The 20,266-nt window shown below is 69.0% G+C and carries 17 protein-coding genes and 2 pseudogenes; 8 read left to right on the forward strand and 11 right to left on the reverse strand.

The features are described 5' to 3' along the window. Positions 1–125: 125 nt before the first annotated feature. Together AC061S_RS37705 and AC061S_RS37710 are read left to right on the forward strand one after the other, a co-directional pair. Positions 126–590: pseudogene (locus AC061S_RS37705) on the forward strand (pirin family protein); the annotation flags it as partial. Between the two features lie 739 nt (positions 591–1,329). Further along, the gene (locus AC061S_RS37710; RefSeq protein WP_478690382.1) at positions 1,330–2,958 is read left to right on the forward strand and encodes a DUF6119 family protein; all 1,629 of its coding nucleotides are present in this window, start codon (positions 1,330–1,332) and stop codon (positions 2,956–2,958) included. 54 nt (positions 2,959–3,012) lie between these two features. Here AC061S_RS37710 and AC061S_RS37715 read toward each other — a convergent pair whose 3' ends face one another. Both AC061S_RS37715 and AC061S_RS37720 read right to left on the reverse strand, forming a co-directional pair. Next, positions 3,013–3,237 carry a DUF2933 domain-containing protein gene (locus tag AC061S_RS37715; RefSeq protein ID WP_478690383.1) on the reverse strand — a complete coding sequence of 75 codons (225 nt, stop codon included), beginning with the start codon at positions 3,235–3,237 and terminating at the stop codon, positions 3,013–3,015. Further along, complete coding sequence (locus tag AC061S_RS37720; protein WP_478690384.1) at positions 3,234–3,533, reverse strand: SHOCT domain-containing protein; 300 nt, start codon at positions 3,531–3,533, stop codon at positions 3,234–3,236. The genes AC061S_RS37715 and AC061S_RS37720 overlap by 4 nt, the downstream gene beginning before the upstream one ends. An 839-nt stretch (positions 3,534–4,372) precedes the next feature. On the opposite strand from AC061S_RS37720, the gene AC061S_RS37725 reads away from it, so the two are divergent. From AC061S_RS37725 to AC061S_RS37735, 3 genes are all read left to right on the forward strand, one after another. Further along, positions 4,373–4,903, forward strand: a complete 531-nt coding sequence (locus AC061S_RS37725; RefSeq protein WP_478690385.1) for a hypothetical protein — start codon at positions 4,373–4,375, stop codon at positions 4,901–4,903. Between the two features lie 227 nt (positions 4,904–5,130). Further along, positions 5,131–6,462 carry a hemolysin family protein gene (locus tag AC061S_RS37730; protein ID WP_478690386.1) on the forward strand — a complete coding sequence of 444 codons (1,332 nt, stop codon included), beginning with the start codon at positions 5,131–5,133 and terminating at the stop codon, positions 6,460–6,462. Further along, the gene (locus AC061S_RS37735; protein WP_478690387.1) at positions 6,459–7,487 is read left to right on the forward strand and encodes a hemolysin family protein; all 1,029 of its coding nucleotides are present in this window, start codon (positions 6,459–6,461) and stop codon (positions 7,485–7,487) included. The genes AC061S_RS37730 and AC061S_RS37735 overlap by 4 nt, the downstream gene beginning before the upstream one ends. A gap of 650 nt (positions 7,488–8,137) precedes the next feature. Here AC061S_RS37735 and AC061S_RS37740 read toward each other — a convergent pair. From AC061S_RS37740 to AC061S_RS37750, 3 genes are all read right to left on the reverse strand, one after another. After that, entirely contained in the window at positions 8,138–9,706 is a 1,569-nt protein-coding gene (locus AC061S_RS37740) for an ABC transporter permease (protein WP_478690388.1), read from the reverse strand. A 56-nt stretch (positions 9,707–9,762) separates the two neighbouring features. Next, positions 9,763–10,653 carry an ABC transporter ATP-binding protein gene (locus AC061S_RS37745; RefSeq protein ID WP_478690389.1) on the reverse strand — a complete coding sequence of 297 codons (891 nt, stop codon included), beginning with the start codon at positions 10,651–10,653 and terminating at the stop codon, positions 9,763–9,765. Between the two features lie 405 nt (positions 10,654–11,058). Continuing rightward, on the reverse strand, positions 11,059–11,298 hold the full coding sequence (locus AC061S_RS37750) for a hypothetical protein (protein ID WP_478690390.1): 240 nt from the start codon (positions 11,296–11,298) through the stop codon (positions 11,059–11,061). A 701-nt stretch (positions 11,299–11,999) separates the two neighbouring features. On the opposite strand from AC061S_RS37750, the gene AC061S_RS37755 reads away from it, so the two are divergent. After that, on the forward strand, positions 12,000–14,618 hold the full coding sequence (locus tag AC061S_RS37755; protein ID WP_478690391.1) for a DNRLRE domain-containing protein: 2,619 nt from the start codon (positions 12,000–12,002) through the stop codon (positions 14,616–14,618). Positions 14,619–14,652: 34 nt separating this feature from the next. Beyond that, a complete protein-coding gene (locus AC061S_RS37760) occupies positions 14,653–15,186 on the forward strand; it encodes a hypothetical protein (protein ID WP_478690392.1) in 534 nt (177 codons plus the stop codon). A gap of 98 nt (positions 15,187–15,284) precedes the next feature. Here AC061S_RS37760 and AC061S_RS37765 read toward each other — a convergent pair whose 3' ends face one another. The 6 genes and pseudogenes from AC061S_RS37765 to AC061S_RS37790 form a co-directional block, all read right to left on the reverse strand. Then, a complete protein-coding gene (locus AC061S_RS37765) occupies positions 15,285–15,851 on the reverse strand; it encodes a DM13 domain-containing protein (protein ID WP_478690393.1) in 567 nt (188 codons plus the stop codon). Positions 15,852–16,119: 268 nt separating this feature from the next. Continuing rightward, the gene (locus AC061S_RS37770; protein ID WP_478690394.1) at positions 16,120–16,587 is read right to left on the reverse strand and encodes a hypothetical protein; all 468 of its coding nucleotides are present in this window, start codon (positions 16,585–16,587) and stop codon (positions 16,120–16,122) included. Then, positions 16,587–16,769 (reverse strand): hypothetical protein, encoded by a 183-nt coding sequence (locus AC061S_RS37775; RefSeq protein WP_478690395.1) that lies wholly within the window; start codon positions 16,767–16,769, stop codon positions 16,587–16,589. Before AC061S_RS37775 ends, AC061S_RS37770 begins: the two co-directional genes overlap by 1 nt. Before the next feature lie 359 nt (positions 16,770–17,128). Next, positions 17,129–17,536 (reverse strand): annotated as a pseudogene (locus AC061S_RS37780) (MerR family transcriptional regulator); the annotation flags it as partial. 210 nt (positions 17,537–17,746) lie between these two features. Next, positions 17,747–19,006, reverse strand: a complete 1,260-nt coding sequence (locus tag AC061S_RS37785) for a cation:proton antiporter (RefSeq protein ID WP_478690396.1) — start codon at positions 19,004–19,006, stop codon at positions 17,747–17,749. Positions 19,007–19,010: 4 nt separating this feature from the next. After that, a complete protein-coding gene (locus tag AC061S_RS37790) occupies positions 19,011–19,496 on the reverse strand; it encodes a cation:proton antiporter regulatory subunit (RefSeq protein WP_478690397.1) in 486 nt (161 codons plus the stop codon). A 367-nt stretch (positions 19,497–19,863) separates the two neighbouring features. Here AC061S_RS37790 and AC061S_RS37795 point away from each other — a divergent pair, with 367 nt between their 5' ends. Continuing rightward, entirely contained in the window at positions 19,864–20,190 is a 327-nt protein-coding gene (locus tag AC061S_RS37795; protein WP_478690398.1) for a hypothetical protein, read from the forward strand. Positions 20,191–20,266: the final 76 nt, after the last annotated feature.

The following is a 20,266-nucleotide window of genomic DNA, read 5'->3' on the forward strand; positions in this document are numbered from 1 at the left end:
CATCGACGCCACCGCACACCCCTCGACGATCAAGCGGAAACAGAACGTCGAGAGCATCCCTCACCCGACCGAAACCATGCTGACCAGCAGAAACTCAACGATCACATCCGGTAAGACAACGGCTTCTGACGGCGACGGTCATCCTGGGCACCCTGGACTCGGCGACCTCGCCCGGAACCGCGTACAGCCCGATCGTCGGCGCGGACCTGGCCCTGGCGGCGGGCACGGAGACCCGGCTCCCGCTCGACCGGGACTTCGAGTACGCGGTCCTGTCCATGTCGGGCGAAGCCCACGTCGACGGCGTACCGCTCCTCCCGGGCGCGATGCTCTACCTCGGCTGCGGCCGCCCGGACCTCCCCCTGCGCGCGGTCTCGGACGCCGGTCTGATGCTGCTGGGCGGCGAGCCGTTCGAGGAGGAGATCGTGATGTTCTGGAACTGGATCGGACGGTCCCAAGAGGATATCGCACAGGCCCGCGAAGACTGGATGAACGGGACCCGCTACGGCGAGGTCAAGGGGTACGACGGCCCTCCGATTCCGGCTCCGGAGCTTCCCCCAACTCGCTTGAAGCCTAGGGGAAGAGTGCGCTGAACTGGTCTGATTCCATCTCGGGATGGCCTCGGGTGCGGCGGCCATAGTCATTCCGCTTCCAGGGGTCCCGCGGATGTCGGCGCGGGCCCTGGTCGGGATTGTTGATCTTGAAGTCGAGTCTCATGTGTAACAGGCTCTGGTCAGGTCTGGTCGAACGAATGCTGACACTTTGCTGACTCTACTGACGAGTAGTTAGTTACTTAGGGGGCGGTCGAGAGGTTGCGCCTGAAGGTGGCGAGCCACGCTTGGGGCGCCCGGTTACGAACCGTTCGGCTGATGCAGGCGGGTCCTGATCGATTCCCCTTCAAGGACGAAGCCCGTCGCTGAACTGTCGCGGAGGTCGGCGCATGAGGTTGTTGGCAGTCGACAAAGCGCAGTGTGCGGCTGTCACGGGGCGCCGACTAGGGCGCCATGCCTGACAGGGGTTTCAGTCGGCGCCCACCCCTTGGCGCCCACCGCTGCGGCACGTCGGTCCGTACGCTGCCACGCCTGTTCGTTGCAGTGGTGGGCGGGCTGTCCTACAGGCGGGCGCCGCTGTGGAACTGCAGGAGCAGCGTTGGATCGACCGTTCGCCTCTCCAGGTGCGCTCCGTGCAGGTGGAACTCGAAGGGGCCGTGCAGTGGTGGAGACAGCTCCCCATCTGCTTTCTTGGTAGGTCCTGCGTTGCAAGTGCGTGGAGGTCACCTTGGGCAATACCCGCAGACCCCGACCCGCCACCCGTAAGTCCACGCTCCACCGGTTGAAGGCCGAAGGCCATGCCGTGGAGCTGAGGGAATTCGTGCGCGACAGATATCTTGACGGCGCCGACTTTCAGGTCAGGCATTTCGCCCGTCAAGGCATCGAAGGACTGCTGATGACGGGAGGAGTCCCACGCGACCGCGCTGACTGGTGCGACGCCGTCGAGTCCATCACCGGCCTGGAAGTCAACGAAAGGAATCGTGCCGCAGCCGGCCTCGTCCTCATGCGCACTGCCCGCGGGGTCTACGCTCTGAGTTACGGAGTGGGGCACCACATGCTGGACCCCTACTTCCGCGACGACGAGTTCGGGCTGGAATTCGCGACCCGCTGCCTCGACGACGCCGGAGTCATCAAGGTCCGCAACCAGATCATGGACGGCCGGGGCAGGGTCGACGAGTACTCGGTCTCGCGCGGTGAACGCATCGAAGATTTCGGCTTGGACCGATTCGGTGCCGTCGTCCGCCGTATATGCGGCACCGTGAGCGGGCTGGCGCTGACCTCATTGGAATCGGGCCGGACACGTCGAGTACGCGTCGAATGCTCCCAGGCCGCCATCAAACTCCCCCTGGCCACCAGCCTGGAAGAGTTCCTCAGCGACCTGCAGACGATCGAGGACGTTTGCGCAAGACCCGATCCGCTACCCCAGCTGCGATTCGTCAGTAGGGTCCACACCCTCAACAACGGCAGCCGCAAAGCTGTCGAAGCCCAGAAGATCCTCGAGGGCCTGCTCGCCGACCCGGACAGTCCCCGCCTGACCACCGGCGTTCCAGACGCCTGTCAGGAAAACCACAGCTCGGCCCAGGCGTTCCGCATCCGACGCGGAGCCCGAGTGATCGAAACCAACGAGCTCGAACTGAGGCACCTACTGGCCTTCGTGAAGGACAAACCGCAAGGCGAGCGGCTCAAGGCGCTCGCCGACGTCCGCGTGACCATGTTCAGCGACGATGACTGCCAAACCCCTGCAGGTGTCGCCACCAACGGGAAGGAGTGGCTGATCGCTGACATACAGGTAAACCCCGACCGGCTGTTCTACGGCAACGGCAAATGGTTCGAGGTAGGGGCCGGCTTCATCGAAACCCTAGAAGAGGAGCTCACCAGCCTCTTCGAGGCTCCGCGGACCGTCACGCTGCCTCGCTGGACGAGGGGGCCGCTCAACTCAGACGGCCAAGATTCCCACGACGAGGACTGGTTCAACCATCGGGCAGCGGAGCAATACGGATACTTCCTCTTCGACAAGAAGAATGTCCACACCAGCAAATTCAAGGGTGGGGGGCTGGAGATCTGCGACGTCTTGGGCCCTGATAGTCAGCTGATCTGCATCAAGAAGGCCACCTCCAGTACCGCTCCCCTCAACCACCTCTTCGCCCAAGGCGTGGTCGCCGTGGAGACCTTGCGGAGCGATCTGGAGGTGCGAGCCAAGTTCCTCAAGCAGGTGGCCGCCCAAAGCCCAGACCACCGCCTCATCGAAGACTTCGGCACGCTCCGCGTGGTCTTCGGCATCCTGCTGAAGGACGGCGAGGACATCGCCGTTGACTCGCTCTTCGCCTTCGCCCAAGTCTCACTGCTACAAGCGGTCCGGAGGCTGCGCGCCATGAACGCGGACGTCGAGGTCATCGCCATCCGGCGCTGACCTGAGCGTCGCGGCCCAGGACGGCGATCACTACGTACACCGTGCGAACCTCCCTTACTTGTACCGGTGCGCGCGGCTCTCAGCGGAACAGCTCGTGGTCGTGCGGGTCGCCGGGCGCTGCATGTCATCGCTTTCGCCCATGCCGCGCATCATGAAGAACATCATCAGCGGGCAGGCGAGCGCGACCAAGAGGATGGGGAGGGTGCCGAGGGGCACGCCGAGCGCCAGTGCGCCGACCAGAGCGATCGCGTACAGGCCGTAGTTCTTGTTGCTGTTCACGGCCGGTCCTCACTACTTCTTGGGAGGCTGCCGGGCTGGCTGGGCGGACCGGAGGAGCGCAGAGCGGCGAGACGTCGCTGGTACTCCTCGTCGTCGATGTCGCCGCGGGCGAACCGCTTGGCGAGCAGTTGCTCGGGCGGGGCCCGGTGTAGAGGTGGGTGTGCTCGCGGGCGCGGTTCAAGGTGCGGAAGAGCAGGACGGCGGCGGTGATGATCAGAACCCAGAACAGGAGCATGCCGGCCGACATGGCGAACCAGCCTCACCCGCTGATACTTGGGGTCGTACCAGAACATCATCGCGACTCATAGCTTCCGGCTCTCGGGGCCGCGGGCTGAAGGCCGCAGTTGTACACATGCGTTGTGCTGCCAGGGTCACGCTGGCCAGGGCGTTCAGCACAGGGTCGTTCGGTCGCTCCGGGGCCCGATCAGCCCTACCTGGCAGGGGCCAGGCGGGCTGACGCTGGGCTGGGATTTCCGCAGGAGGGGCGGGCTGCCATGAATGCCGTCGATGGTGCCGTTGTCGCGCTGGCCGTCGTGTTGGTCGCCGGCTCGGCTGGTTCTTCTTCGGCCCGCGCCGGGCCCGCAATGCGAGGCTGGAGGGCGGGGTGCAGCGGGTCGAGGTGACGGTGCGAGGCGGCGTGCGCCAGCCGGGTCGTTTTGCCGGACCTGCGCGTCAGCGCGGGATTGCCGGCGGATGCGCGCACCGCCAATGTTTCTACACCGGGTGGCCGGTCCACTCGACAGGCTGTGGCTGACCCCTGTGCCATCGCGGTGCGGACATGAACTCCCTGGTCACGCTAGGCGCGTCGGCCGCGTACGGCTACAGCTGCTGGTCACCCTCGCGCCCTCGCTGCTGCCCGAGGACGTGCGCGAGGTGCACTACGAGGCCGTCCGCGTGCTCCTCACCCTGATCCTCCTCGGCAGGCCGCTGGAGGCGCGTGCCAAGGCCGGCACCGGCGAAGCCACCCGGGCGCTGCTCGGTCTGCAGGCCCGTACGGCTCGGGTGGTCCGCGACGGCGCCGAGACCGAGATTCCGGTGGAAGACGTGCGGTCGGCGACGCGTCGGTCATCCGGCCCGGGGAGAAGGTACCGGTTGACGCGCGGTGCTGTCCGGTTCCTCGGCGGTGGACGGGTCCATGGTGACCGGGGACACGGTCATCGGCGCGACGGTGAACGGAACCGGGTCGCTGCGCGTACGAGCGGCCAAGGTCGGCACCGACACGATGCTTGCCCATCCGCCTCATACAGCAGGCCGATCCAGCGGCTGGCCGACGCGGGCTCCGAGCGATCGGGTCTGCCCCGCGCTCACCCTGACGTTGACCTCCGCGGTCGCGGTGCTGATCATCGCCTGCCCGCGCGCGCTGGGCCTGGCGACCTCGCTGTCCATCATGGTCGGCACCGGCAAGGGCGCCCAGGCGGGCGTCCTCATCCGCTCCGCCGAAGCCCTGGAGACCGCCCACAAGCTCGACACCGTCGCCCTGGACAAGACCGGTACGGCTGCCGAGGGCAAGCCAGTACTGACCGACGTCCAGGCGGCTGGCGGCTTAACCGAGGACGGACTGCTGTCGCTGGTGGCCGCGGCCGAGGCCGACAGCGAGCCCCCTTGCAGGAAGCGGAGCCTCGTAACGGGACGGCTGTCGCGCGTCGCTCCCGCTGGTCCTGGATGACGTCCGTCGCCGTCACCGGCCTCCTCTGGGAGTTCCTCCCGCATCGCCAGGGACTTTACCCACCCTTTACGATGGGGTCGGGGACACTGCCCCACAACCATCCGCGGACCGGAGACGGTGCCGCCGAGTGAAAGAAGGAGCGGCAGACCCGCAATGGGTGAACCTCCTAGTCCGAGCCGTGCCACGTCCTGCCCGCAGATGATCGCGCCGGGAGCGGGGGTGGCACGGTGACCGAAGTGCTGCTGCTGCTTCTCGCGCTGGTCCTGACGCTGGTGTGCGCGGTGTTCGTCGCCGCCGAGTTTTCTCTGACCACGGTCGAGCGCAGTGAGCTGGAGCGCGCCGCCGCTGCCGGTGAGCGGGGTGCCGAGGGCGCGCTGAAGGCCGCCAAGCGCCTCACCTTCCAGCTCTCGGGTGCCCAGCTGGGCATCACGGTGACTTCGCTGGTGATCGGCATGCTGGCGGAGCCGTCCGTGTCCGCGCTGCTGCGCGGCCCGCTCCAGGCCATAGGCCTTCCGGCGGGCGCGGTGTCGACCACAGCCACCCTGCTGGGTGTCGCGATCTCCACCGTCGTCCTCATGGTGGTCGGTGAGCTGGTGCCGAAGAACTGGGCGATCTCCCGGCCGCTGGCCGTGGCCAAGGTCGTCGCCGGTCCGCAGCGCGCTTTCACCGCCGCGTTCGGCCCTCTGATCCGGCACCTGAACAACACCGCGAACCGGCTCGTGCGCCGCTTCGGCCTGGAGCCCGCCGAGGAGCTGGCCTCCGCCCGTACCCCGGAGGAGCTGGTGGCGCTGGCCCGGCACTCGGCCCGCGCCGGGGCGATCGAGGCGGACTCCGCCGAGCTGTTCGTCCGTACCCTGCACCTGGCCGAGCTGACCGCCGAGAACGTCATGACCCCGCGCGTCGACGTCCAGGCCTTGGAGCTCCACGCGACCGCGGCCGATGCCGCGAACCTGACCCTGGCCACGGGCCTGTCCCGCTTCCCGGTCTACCGCGACACCCTCGACGACGTCGTCGGCACCATCCACATCCGCGACGTGCTCGACCTCGACGAGGACGACCGCCCGTTGACGACCGTCGGGGACCTGATGAGCTCCGCGCTGATGGCGCCGCACTCGCTGCCCGTCGACATCCTCCTCGGCAGGCTGCGCAAGGCCCACACCATGGCCGTGATCATCGATGAGTACGGCGGCACTGCCGGTGTCGCCACCGTCGAGGACGTCGTCGAGGAGGTCGTCGGCTCGGTCCGTGACGAGCACGACCCCTTCGAGGCACCTGACCTCCTCGAAGGCCCCGAGCTGGACGGCCGCAGGGTCTGGGAGGCCGACGGCAGCGTCCGCGTCGACGAGTTGGAGGAGCTCGGACTGACCGCGCCCGAAGGCCCGTACGAGACCCTCGCCGGGCTGATCGCGACCCGCCTGGAGCGGATCCCGGTCGAGGGCGACACCGTCGAGCTGGACGGCTGGGAGCTGTCCGTGCTCGACATCGACCATCACCGCGCCGACCGCGTGTCGATCACGGCGCCGGCGATCTCCGCCACCGATGAGGAGCAGGCCCGATGACCGCGATCCAGCTGCTGATCGGTGCCTTCACCCTGATCACCAACGCCTTTTTCGTCGGCGCCGAGTTCGCTCTGATCTCCGTGCGGCGCAGCCAGATCGAACCGGCCGCGCTCAAGGGCGACCGGCGGGCAAAGAGCGTCCTGTGGGGGCTTGAGCACCTCTCGGCGATGATGGCCACCGCCCAGCTCGGCATCACCGTCTCCTCGCTGGTGCTGGGCGCGGTCGCCGAGCCGGCCATCGCGCACCTGCTGGAGCCTCCGTTCCACTCGATCGGGGTGCCCGAGGGGCTGATCCATCCGATCGCGTTCATCATCGCGCTCACCCTGGCGACGTACCTGCACATGCTGGTCGGCGAGATGATCCCCAAGAACATCGCGCTCGCCGCGCCGGCGCCGACCGCGCTGCTGCTGGGGCCGCCGCTGGTCGCCCTCACCAGGGCGCTGCGGCCGTTCGTCTTCGGCATCAACGCCTTCGCCAACACCCTGCTGCGGCTGCTGAAGGTGGAACCGAAGGACGAGGTCGGCTCCGTCTTCACCGACGAGGAACTCGCCCGCCTCGTCAAGGACTCCAGCGCCGCCGGCCTCCTGGGCCCCGAGGACGGGGAGCGGCTCCGGGACGCCCTGGAACTCGGCACCCGGCCTGTTGGCGAGGTGATGGTCCTCCTCGACAAGGTGGTCACCGTCCCCTGCGACATCACCCCTCGACGCCTGGAACGGACAGCGGCCGACCACGGCTACTCCCGCCTCCCCGTCATCGGTCCGCAGAGCCAGGAGATCTGGGGGTACCTGCACATCAAGGACGCCCTCGCCGCGGGCGATCGCTCCGCCCCCTTCCCGCGCAGCGCGATGCGCCCCGTCATCACGGTCGCCCCGGACACCCCGCTCGACGACACCATGACCGCGATGCGCGACGCCGGCACCCACCTGGCGGCCGTCGCCGCGGACACCGGCACGGTGATCGGTTTCGTCACGATGGAAGACCTCCTGGAGGAACTGGTCGGCGCCGCCCACGAAGGCGACGCCTGATCCCATCCGCGAGAGGGCCGGCACGTGCACCACATGCTGGCCTTCTCCGTGCTTCGCCCCGGGCTTCGCCGGGCTCAGGTGACGCCCACCACCACGGCCCCCACGCAGACGCGACGACCGCGCCGGAGACGAGCATCGTGATCAGCAGCCCAGGCGTCCCTTTGGGGAGGCGTTCCGGGAGCGTGACTTCCTGAGGGCGCTTGGGGTCGTAGATCACATCAAGACGCCCCCCGACCGCGACGGGCGGAAACACGAACGGGCCCACGGTGTCTGCCGCGCCGGCCCGCCCACCGGGGTGTACTGCAGCAGGAGCACGGAACCCTGCGCGACCTGGCCCACGTTCACGCACACCGCGGACGTTCGCACCCCGCGCTCTGGAGTGGAAGTAGAAACCCGCCGAGAACCCGAACACCAGCAACCCGACGATCAAACCATCATCGTTCCGCCCACCGACGCCCCCCGACTGCCGAAAGCCCGGATTATCGCCAACCCACGGGCAGGGGCACGAGGGCCGCACTCACGCGGTGCCACAAAGGTGCGCGGGTCTCGTCCGATCGCTCTCCCCAAGCTCGTACCTTCTCCGCACCAACTTGTCGGCCGGTCCAGCACGAGGCAGGTGCTTCAAGGCCTGCTCCTCGGCCGCCGTGTGGTCAGGTGCGGAGGTCGCGTAGTCGGTAGCCGATGATGCCGACGACTGTGGCGAGCGTGGCGGCGGTCGCCATCAGCAAGGCCGCGGGCCAGTTGACGGGTTCGCCGGGTACTGCGGCCAGGTGCGCGAATGGAGACAGCCGGCCGACCCAAGCCGGCCAGCCGGAACTGTCGGCGATGACTTTCAGCAGGAATCCGCCTGTTGCCGGGAGAGATCCGATGATGGTGACTGCGCGCGGGGCCCAGCCCAGGGCGAGTACACCGGCGCCGAGGCAGAGGAGGGCGATGGGCACTACGTTCCATGCCCCGGACAGCGCGGCGGTTAGGCCGACGTCGGCACCGACGGCCTGTGTCCCGGTCCAGGTGGCGAGCCCGGCGACGGTGGTGAGCACGATGACGCCGCCGAGGGCGGCGGTGATCTCCGCGGTGAGCACTCGCGTGCGGGTGAGGGGCTGGGCGAACAGGAGGGTGAGACGTCGGCCGGTCTCGTCGGCGGCGAGCGTGGCGAGGCGGACCGCGGCAAAGGCTCCGGCCGGCACGGCCAGCAGCGCGAACAGGGTGGCGATGTAGCCCTGGACGGTGCCCAGTCCGGCGAAGCCGGCCTGGGCGGCGAGGTCGGCGAAGTGCGGGTTGTCGGTGAGGAAGTCAGTCATGGACACGGCCAGTACTCCGATGAGGAGGTAGTAGGCGCTGACACCGGCCGACCAGGCGGCCAGTGGCCGCACGAGCCGCCGTACCGCGAACGCCTGGACCGAGCCGAGCAGCTTCATGCGCGGGGCCCGGCCGGAGGGAGCGCGCAGGTAACCGTCGCCGATGTCGCGTCGCCCTGCCGCAGCCGCGGCTACGGTGGCGAGCACCAGGCCGGCGGCGAACAAGGCCAGCAGTGGCCAGATCCGGTTTCCGGCGTAGGGGCGGGCCAGCGCGGTCAGGCCGAACGGCGAGAGCCAGCGCAGCCACCCCAGGGCGGCGACACCGTCGCCGACCATCCGCAGCAGCATGCTGATGCCGAGCACTGCGACCGCCGCGCCGCTGGCTGACGCCCGGATCGCGAATACCTGGGCGGCCATGGTGCCCACCGCGGCGAAGAACACCCCGCACAAGGCCAGTCCGGCACTGTGCACGGCGGCGCCGCCCGCAGTGGCACCAGCTGCGGTCAGGCCGACGAAGGCTGCCGTGCCCGCGAGGAGTGACGCCGCGATCAGAACGGCGAGGTGGCGTGCCACCACGGTGGTGACCGGCAGCCGCCCCGCGAGCAGGACGTCCCACCGGCCTGCGTCCTCCTCGCCCCGGGTGATCCGCGTTGCGGCGAGCAGTGCCCACACGGCCAGCACGACCGCCAATGCCGTCCCGGTGCGCCACACCGCGAACCCGCCGGCGTCGTGCAGAGCGAGCGGTTCGCCGAACAGGGTGCGGATCGCCGGGTTGCCCGCCAGCGCATCCAGGGCTGCGGCATCCGCAGGGTTCTTGACGGTGCTGCGGTGGACGGCGACCGCCACCGCCGACATCCCGGCCACCACAGCGGTCACGACGAGCGCGCCGCGTCTGGTCTGGCGCAGAGCCAGAGCCGTCACCGCCCGGCCCGCCACTTGACCGGGACCTGTGTGCTCGGCCGGCGGGGAAACGGGGGTCACCGCTGCGGCCCGCCGTAGTAGCTGAGGAAGATTTCCTCCAGCGAGGGTTCGCGCACCGCCAGGCTGACCACGTCCGCGTCCGCCAGCTTTTGCAGCGCGCGCCCCGGCGGGCCGGTGAGGGTGAACCGCATTGAAGCCGCGCCGGTCACCTCAACTTCCTCCACGCCGGGCACGCGGTCCAGGTCCGGTGGCGTGCCGGTGAAGCTCACCGTCACCTCCGTGCGGTGCAGCCGTCGCAGTTCCGGCACGGCGGCGATGTCCACGAGGTGGCCGGCGCGCAGGATCGCCACCTTGTCGCACACGGCCTCGACCTCGGCGAGCTGGTGGGAGCTGAGGAACACGGTCTGGCCGTTGTCCCGGGCCTCGCGGACCGCGTGGCGGAACTCGCGTTCCATCAGCGGATCCAGGCCGCTGGTCGGCTCGTCCAGTACGAGCAGGGGTGCCCGGGTGGCGAACGCGGCCACAAGTGCCACCTTCTGGCGGTTGCCCGTCGAGTAGACCCGGCCCGGCTTGGACAGGTCGAGGTCGAACCGCTCGACCAGCTCATCCCGGTAGAGCCGGTCGGTTCCGGGACCCGTGCGGGCCAACAGCTCCAGCATCTCGGCGCCGGTCAGCTGTGGCCACAGCGCCAGGTCGGCCGGTACGTACGCTAGGCGCCGGTGCGTCATGGCGACGTCGGCCGCGTCGATGCCGAAGACCGATGCCCGGCCACTGGTCGGGCGGGCCAGTCCCAGCAGCAGCCGGATGGTGGTGGATTTGCCGGCTCCGTTGGGGCCGAGGAAGCCGAACACCTCACCGGCCGGGACACTCAGATCCAGCCCGTCCAGCGCCAGAACACGGCCGTAGCGTTTGGTCAGGGACTGCGTACGGAGGGCGGGCGAGACCATGCGGGCCTCCAGAGACGGCGCGACGGGCACAAGGCCCCTAATCGCCGACCAGACTTCCCGGCACACCGGCGGTGAACATACTCGCGCCGCGTCACGTCGGACAAGGCATAGGACCAAACGGCTCCGCAAGCCCTCCCCCGCTCCGTACCCAGTCACCGGCCTCACCGACCGCAACCAGGACAGCGCCGGATGCGGGGTCCCCCGGCAAGTGGTGCGAGGCGCCCAACAGCAGTGCTGGCAAGCCACAACAGATCCGTGCGGACCGCCCACCAGCCGATGACGGACCAGGTGACAATCCGTCGGCGCGGCTTCAGTGTCATCGGACGCCGCTCTCTTGACGGTGCCGAAAGGTGACGCTGGAGACAGCCGGTGGCCGCGACGATCGGCGCGTTGCGCAGCCGACGGTCACCGCGTGGACAGCCGGCCCGCCGCCGGCCGAAGGAGGCGCACGCCCGGGCCAGCCAGCTCGGCGAGGCGCTCCGTACGGTGCACCCGACGGTGGATGGCGGGCAGCGGCTGCGGAAGCTGTCGTATGAAGTAGTCATCACCTTCCTTCGGGTCGTCGAGGAGGTCCACGAGGCCTACGGCCGCGGGGCCGGACGTCGAGCAGCCATCCGGCAGCGAAGCCCGCACTGTCCCGGGCACGCTACTGGGCTCGCTCCTCGATGAGCCCGCAGAAGCTCGCCACCCGGTACCGCTGGCCGGTGGCTGAGCCGGGCCCCCGGGTGCCTGCGACCTTGGCGATGAGCTGCCGGGGCTGGAGCTGCCGGCAGGTGACCTGGACCCGTAGGGGGCCAGGCTCTCCACGCTCCGGTGCAGGCCCAGGAGGCGCAGCAGGCACATCGGGTGCGGGGCGGAGGCGTCTTCGCACTGAGCACTGCCTGCCGGCAGACGCTCTACTACGACGACCCAGCAGCCAGATTCCCCCAGAGCAGGTCAAGCCGGCTTTGTTCTCCCACTGCTACGGAGTTCCCGGTTCCGGCGTCGCCATGATCACTCCCGGACGCTGAGAATCCACGTGGACACCAGGCGGGTTCGTTGGCAACATCCGCACGTCTGTTCCCAACTTTCCCTGATTTCTAGGAGTTGACAGCGTGCAGAGACCAAACGGGGTCGGCGGCCGGTCTAGCGGGCCGGTTCGTAAAGCCCTGCGTAGCGGGGGTGTGGCTGTTCCCCTCGCGCTGATCCTGCTGGCCCAGGCGGGCAGCGCGGCAGTTGCAGTTCCCACCGTTGGCACTGCGGATTTACGCTCGGCCGGGCACGGCGGTGCGGTTCGTAGCGTCCAGGACCGTGCGCAGACCGCTGCTCGTCTCACTGCGCAGGCACAGGGGCGCCGGATTGAGGTCGTGGAGGCGCGCACGGAGACCACGTCCCTGTGGGCGAATCCCGACGGGACGATGTCGGTGGAGTCCTTCGCCGGCCCGGTCCGCTTCCGCGAGAACGGCACCTGGGTGCCGGTGGATGTGTCTCTCGTGAAGGACGCCGATGGTTCGGTGCGCTCGAAGGCGCACCCCCATGGTCTGAAGCTGGCGGGGCGCACCGGTCAGGCGGGCGGTGACCTGGTCACGCTCGGCAGTGGTGAGCAGGCAGTCGCTCTGGGCTGGAAGGGCTCTTTGCCGGATCCGGTTCTGGAGGGCGCGAAGGCCACATATCCCAACGTGAGCGCTGGCACCGACCTCGTGGTCGAGGCGACCCGGACCGGGTTTGAGCAGTACCTCGTGGTCAAGGACCGTTCGGCGGCCGGGCAGGCCGCTTCGTTCACGCTGCCGGTGCGGGCCAAGGGCCTCAAGGCCGGCCAGGGCGCGGATGAGACCGTCGCCTTCACCGATGCCAAGACGGGGGAGACGGTCGGCCGACTGCCGACCCCGTTCATGTGGGACGCCTCCCGCGACAAGTCCGGCCGTGAGGGCACCAAGCGTGGCCCCATCGACATCGACGTCGTACCTCGCGGTGAGGAGTTCGACCTCAAGGTCACCGCGGACAAGAGCTTCCTGACGGCAGCGGATACCCAGTTCCCGGTCACCATCGACCCCGCGGTGTACTTCGGCACCAACTTCGACACCTTCGTCCGCAACGGCGACACCGCCGACTTCTCCGGCGGCATCGGGCTCAGCGTCGGCCGGGAGTGGCAGCGCACCGAGGCACGCTCCTTCATCAACTTCCCCCGGCATTCCTCGGTGACCGGGCAGGACATTCTCAACGCCGAGCTGAATCTGTTCGCGACGTGGTCGGACTCCTGTGAACCCCGCTCGTGGGAGATCTGGGACACCGGTACCGCCTCGGCGGCGACCCGCTGGAGCACCCAGCCGGCCTGGCGCTCCAAGGTGACCGCCTCCACCCAGACGCACGGGCACGGAGACTGCGGGCCGCGCTGGCTGTCAGAGGACATCACCCCGCTGGTCAAGCAGTGGTCCCAGACCAGCCGGACGGTGGACACCATCGGGCTGCGGGCCACCGACGAAGCCGACTACAAGTCTTACAAGATCTTTGCTTCCGCCGACGCGCCGGCGAACGCGCCCTCGATCCTGGTGACGTACGAGGCTCCGGCCGACCCGGTCAAGGACCACGTCGTCTACTGGAACGACGTCCTGCAGGAGACCTACCGCCAGGTCGGAGGCGCGCCGGGCCCGCTGGCCCGCGCGGGCGCCATGATGCACGGCGCTGTCTACGACGCGGCCAACTCCGCGCGCTGCGCCGAGGGCGCCAACAAGTGCCTGGGCGACCCGTACCTGGTCAAGGCGACCGCCGCCAACGGCGCTGTGCCGGATGTGAACAGTGCCATCGACCACGCCGCGTTCGAGGTTTTGAAGTCGCTCTACCCGCAGTACAACTTCGACGACGAGATCGCCGCCGCACGCTCCACCATTCCGGCCGCCGTCACCGCCGAGCAGCGCGCGGCGGGTACCGATGTCGGTCAGAAGGCCGCCGCCGCGATGGTCGCGAACCGGCAGAACGACGGCTCGGCCCCCGCCGCCCCGTACACGGGCAGCACCGTTGCCGGGTACTGGCGTCCGACCGGAACCGGGAACGGCGCCACTCCGGAATGGGGCAAGGTCAAGCCCTTCGGCATGGCCTCCGGCTCGCAGTTCCGCCCCTCCGGCCCGGCCGGCCACACCGTCATGGACACGCTGCTCAAGAGCCAGCCCTACACGGACCAGTTCAATGACGTAAAGAGCCTGGGCGGAGCGACCTCCACCACCCGTACGGCCGACCAGACCAAGGCCGCGCTGTTCTGGGCCAACGACCTGGACCTGACCTACAAGCCGCCGGGCCAGCTCTTCGAGCACACCCAGATCCTCTCCCGCCAGAACGGTCTGTCCGTCGCGGGCAACGCCAAGCTGTTCGCCCTCACCGCGTTCGCCATGGCGGACGCCGCGGTCACCGCCTGGGACGCGAAGTACCAGACCGAGATCGACCTGTGGCGACCTGAAAGCGCCATCCGCGTGGACGGCGACGGCAACCCGAACACGGCCGGCGACGCGAACTGGCAGCCGCTCTCCCAGGACCGCAACGGCAACCACTTCAGCCCTGCCTTCCCTGCCTACATCTCCGGCCACGCCACCTTCGGCGGCGCCTGGGCCAAGGCCATGCAGGACTGGTTCGGCACCGACCAGATGACGTGGACCGCCACCACCGAAGACCCCAATGCCCTGGGTGTGACCCGCACGTTCACCACCTTCTCGGCCGCGGCCACCGAGAACGCCGTCGGCCGCGTCTGGCTCGGTGTGCATTACCGGTGGGACGGCACCGACGGCGTCAGCGCCGGCAGTAAGGCCGCCGGATACGTGTCGGCCAACAAGCTCAGGGCCAACACCGCCGCCAGCTGGGTCAAGTACGAGGACCTCAGCAACCGCGCCGGCTGCGATGCACAGGGCAAGCGCTTGCTCGCCGAACACCGCTGGACGGCCTACCAGTGCACCCAGATCCAGGCCCCCAGCCCCGACCACACGCTCTACGTCAAGTAGCCCGCCCGTGACAAGGAGAGACACCATCATGCGTGTGAGGAACACAGCCCGGACACGTGCCGGGCGGGTCGGCCTGGCCGTCGTCGCGGCCCTCGCGATCGGCGCCGCCGCGGCCCCCCTGTCCAGCGCCCTCTCCGGACCGGACACCCAGTCCGGGGCCACCCGCAACGACGGCCCCAACGACCGGCTGCTGCATACCCCCGAAGCACCGCGGATTTCGGACGGCCCCTACGCCGGATTCCAGGTCTGCGGCGGCAACACCAAGCCGGTCGTCACCAGCAACTCGCCGACGCTCGCCGCCACCCTGGAGTCGGTGGCCCCGCCCGGCACCATCGAGAACGGCACCGAGACCGGACCGCGCCGCAAGGTCGTGTTCGAAGTCGACACCACCGACGGCAAGCAGGCCGTCCGCAAGCAGCTGACCAGTGACAACAGCCACGACGCGGGCTTCCAGCTCCCCGAGGGCAAGCTCACCGACGGCGAGTACCGCTGGCGGATGAAGGTCAAGGACGGCTCCGCCGTCTCCGAGTGGACCGCCTGGTGCGACTTCACCGTCAAGCGAGCCTGACCAGGCATCGTATGAACTGCACCTGGTGAAATCCGCCGCCCCGTGCGGCCAGCGGCCCGCCGACCACACGTCGGCGGGCCACTGCCGTTCCCACTCTGTCAGGCCTTGGCGAGGGCCGCGGCGCCGAAGGAGACGTTGAAGCGGTCGCACCAGATGCTCACGCTCGTGTACTGGGAGAGGTCCACATCGGCGGGGAGAACGTAATTCTGGTCGCCCTTGTTGCCCTTGAGCTTGCCCAGACTGACGTACCTGCCGTCATCGAACACCTCCCAGCCCGCCTTGCCCTCCTTCACCGGAGCATCGGTCAGCCACACGTGCAGGTCGGGACCGTTGCTGGTGTCCAGGTTCTCCAACCGCAGCGTGTGCGAACCATCCGCCAAGCGGACAATCTTCACCGTGCCCGTCGTGGTGTGCTCATGACTGATCAACTGCCCCGTAGAGACAGTCCTCGGCTCCACCGGCGCCAACGGCGACGCCGAACTCGTACCGGGCGGGCTCGGCACGGCCGACGCGGTCGCCGCTGTAGAGGGCAGGGCCTCCCGCACCGTCTCGTCCTGCCACAACTTCCAAGGCTGAAACAAGTACATGCCCACACCGATCACAGCAACCGCAACCAACGCGACACCGAGAACAACCGGCCTGCTCGATATCCACCCACGCGCCATAAAATGCCTCCGCAGCATCAGACTCCCGCCGACATTAGACGGCATCCTCGACCGGCGTGAGCCTCGACCAGACTCCGGACAGCCCCTGGGCTAGCTAGGTAGATGGCCAGGAGCGCCCAGCCTTGGGCCCGCACCGGCGCGAGTCGGGCCCGCAGACGGGCCGGTGCCCGGCCCGCAGCCATCACCAGCCCAGCGGGCAGCAGGGTGATAGAGAAGATCGTCAATCCGATCCACTGGCCAGACCATCGGCGTCGTTTCATGTCAGGTGCTAGCGGCGGGCGGATGCGGCCATGACGAGGCCGGTGACGAGCAGGGCCAGCCCGATGACGAACACGGGAAATCCAGGGCCCGGCAGGAAGTACATCGCCACCCCGGCCAAGGCCACAGGTGCACCGACGGCGACCATCACCCAGGCGACCTGTCGCTCAGACACAGGCTGCTCCTTGTTCTTCACTACGGGGGATGCGGCGGCGGGGGTTTCGCGGCCAGTGAGGAATGCGGTGAGCGCCCCGATGAGCAGCGCCCAGGCCGCCGCCGCCCAGCCGAAGCTCGCGCCGCCGATCAGGACCGTGGCGGCGGCGACCGTCGCACCGGCCGCCATGGCCTTGGGGTTGGTGGCGAACGCCCACTGGCGCCGGGCGCTGCCCGGGTGCTTCAGCTCCGTGAGCGCGGTCCGGACGACCAGGGCCGCGATGATGATCATGGGGGCCAGCAGAGAAGTATCGCCGTCGGTCATCAGATGCGCTTCCCGACCGCACGGGCTACGCCGCTCTCGGTGTCCGGCGTGGAGTCGATGACGGCCGTACCGAGGGGGATCGGGCCGCTGACGGTCTCGGGGTGCAACGGCCGGCTGATCGCCTGCCGCTCGGGATGCGGCAGCAGGCCGAGGAAGGGGGGACGCGAGTGGGTGCCGGCCATGGCAATGGACCTCCGGGCGTGTCAGCGACGAGAGGGCACACTGCCCCCAGGACGCCGACCAGACTTCCCGGCACACCGCGCGCCAGTTCTTGACGCGTTCTTTACACCGTATCCACCAGACGGGCCGCTGTCTGCCCCCAGCCTTGCGCATGATCACATCGGTGTCAGGTCGTGATCATCCTTGACGGGAGGTGCACCACCAGGCGGCGACGGCCGCCAGGAGCAGGGCTGCGGCGGCAATCAGCTCCGGCCGCCCTCCCGGAATGGTGTACAGGGCGGTACCGGCGATCGTGAGGATCGCGCCCATCACGAGCAGGGGCGAGGCCGGACAGCGAGCTGGGCGGCGGGTCACCGCGGTCAGGACCGGCCGGTGCTGCCTGGCCCAGGCGGGTGCGGAGGGTGGCGGCAAAGTCCTGGGCGCGGGCCAACTGGATGCGGAGTTTGTCGACCTGTTCGGTGGCGGCCTGCTCGTACTCGCGCACGCGCTTCAGCAGGGCCTCGCGTTCGCCGGTGTCGAGGCCTGGCTCGTTGTCGAGGCGGTCGGTGGCATCCAGGAGCTCGCGCATCTGGTCGAGGGTGAAGCCGAGCGGCTTCATGCGGCGGATGACTATGAGGCGGGCGACGTCGGTCTCGGTGTATAGGCGGAAGCCGCCCTGGGAGCGGGCTGAGGGGGTGACGAGGCCGGTCTCCTCGTAGTGCCGGATGGTGCGTAGGGACAGCTCGGTCCGCGCGGCGACTTCACCGATCTGCATGTGTTTGTCATCCACGCCCGCGGTCCTGGCCCTTCTCGTCGTGGTGAGCTCGGCCCCCTGGTGACCGCTTACGTCTTCATTCTGGCTTTCGCCGGCCCGCTCCTTACCCGCCTCGCCGGCACCATCCCTCTCGGCAAGCCCCAGCCACCCGGTGCGAAAGACCGCACAGCGTGACCGCAGTCCCGCTTCCATCCCGGGTCGCGGAGCAGGAGGCGTGGCCGATGCTCATGGGCGGCCGACGGTGCCGGAGTCGTCCATCGCGTCCATCGCTTGCGGCTGGGCCGGAATCAGGCCCGGCTTCAGCACCTCAGGCATCTGATTCTTGCGGCCGCGGCCGGTGAGGTAGGTCGCGATCGGTTCGGTGTAGCGGGCGGTCACCGGGCCGACGATGACCAGGACCAGAACGTAGGCGGTGGCCAGGGGCCCGAGGGAGGGCTCGATGCCGGCGGTGACGGCGAGCCCGGCGATGACGATGGAGAACTCGCCCCGCGCCACCAGGGTCCCGCCGGCGCGCCACCGGCCCTTGACGGAGATCCCGGCGCGGCGTGCGGCCCAGTAGCCGGTGGCGATCTTCGTACCCGCCGTGACGACGGCCAGGGCGAGCGCGGGCAGGATGACCGGGGGGATGCTGGCGGGGTCGGTGTGCAGGCCGAAGAAGACGAAGAAAACGGCCGCGAACAGGTCCCGCAAGGGGCTCAGCAGACTGTGGGCTCCCTCCGCGACCTCCCCGGAGAGGGCGATGCCGACGAGGAACGCACCGACTGCGGCGGAGACCTGGAGCTGCTGGGCGATGCCTGCGACCAGGAGGGTGAGGCCGAGGACGACCAGGAGGAGCTTTTCGGGGTCGTCGCTGGAGACGAAGCGGGAGATGACCCTTCCGAAGCGGACGGCCAGGAAGAGGACGAGTCCGGCCACGCCGAGGGCGATGGCGAGGGTGGCGCTGCCGGCGGCCAGGCTCACTCCCGCGAGCAGGGCGGTGACGATCGGTAGGTAGACGGCCATCGCGAGGTCTTCGAGGACCAGGATGCTGAGGATGACGGGCGTCTCGCGGTTGCCGAGGCGCCCGAGGTCGCCCATGACCTTGGCGATGACGCCGGAGGAGGAGATCCAGGTGACGCCGGCCAGGACGACCGCGGCGACCGGGCCCCACCCGAGCAGGAAGGCCATGCCGGCGCCGGGCAGGGCGTTGAGGGCGAAGTCGACGAGACCGGCGGGGTACTGGGTCTTGAGGTTGGAGACCAGGTCGCTTGCCGTGTACTCCAGCCCGAGCATGAGCAGGAGCAGGATGACGCCGATCTCGGCCCCGATGGCGACGAACTCCTCGCTCGTGCCCAGCGGCAGGAGTCCGCCCTTGCCGAAGGCGAGGCCCGCCAGGAGGTAGAGGGGTATCGGGGAGAACTGGAACCGTCCGGCGAACCGGCCCAGCAGCCCCAGGGCGAGGATGATCGCGCCGAACTCGATCAGGAAGACAGCGGAGGAGTGCATACGCTCACTCCCGGCCGAGGATCGCGGCGGCGGCGTCGACGCCCTCGCGGGTGCCGATCACGATGAGGGTGTCCCCGCCGGCCAACCGGAACTCAGGCCCAGGGGAAGGTATCGCCCCGGCCCGGCGCAGCACCGCCACGATGGACACGCCAGTCTCCGTACGCATGCGGGTGTCACCCAGTACCCGCCCGTTCCAGTGGGAGATGGAGGACAGCTCGATCCGCTCCGCCACCAACCCCAGGTCGGTCGTGGAGAGCAGGTTCGGGCTGTGGTGCGAGGGCATCAACGCGTCGATCAGCGCCTCCGTCTCGCCGCCGGTCAGCTTCACCGACAGCGCGCACTCGTCCGGGTCGTCCCGCCGGTAGGCGTTCAGCGTTCGGGCACCGTCCCGGTGGGCGATCACCGACAGGCGGCGATGCTCACGAGTGGTGAGGTCGTAACGGACCCCTATGCCCGGCAGCGGAGTACGGCTCACGCGGGGAACAGGCACGGAAAACCCCCAGGTTTCTGCTGTTGTCGGCGGAAGATGGAGGTGGACAGTGCACCTCAAGTCGTCACCCTATCCCTGCGCTGGCCAGCCGAATCGGTGAAGAATTCGCCTGTGGAAGGTGCCGCGGCTCCGATTGAGGAGGCGGTGCGGCGGGACGGTTTGACGGCGAATCATGCCGCGCCGTCGTTCGGCTGATTTCTGGCCTGTGCCCGTTCCTCCCCGGCTCAGGCATCATGGCGGAGGCCTCCAAGGGCGGAGGCCGGGGCGAGGGAGGAATCGCGTGGTGCAGTGGAGGCGTCTGAGTTCTGGTGCCCGCCCTGTGCCCCACCCCGTCGCAACCCCCTCGGTGTGGGCAGCCTCTGGTGTCGTGGCCCTCGTCGTGGTCACCGTCCTGAACTACCTGAACGGCCAGGGCGACCCCACGATCGACCTTCTCCTCCTGTCCGTGCTGTGTGCCGTACTGAGCACCGGAGCCCGGCTCATCGCTGCACCGGGCACGGCCCTGGTCTGTTGGCTCGCCCTCAACGGCTTTGCCACACCGCCCATGGGCGAACTGACCTGGTCTGCCGGCTACGACCTGGGCCGCCTGGGATGCCTCCTGGCGGCGGCGAGCATCGGAACCGCCATCTCCCGCCTCGCCAACGCCCGCGCCGCTTACCGCCGCCTGACTCTCCACAACCCCACGGGTTCCTGATCACTTCGGTTACCGCAGGTGACCTGTCCTGATCCTGCCCGGTGCGCACCCGCGAGCGCATTGCCGGAGACCGGCA

The sequence above is a fragment of the Streptomyces sp. CA189 genome (assembly GCF_056428985.1).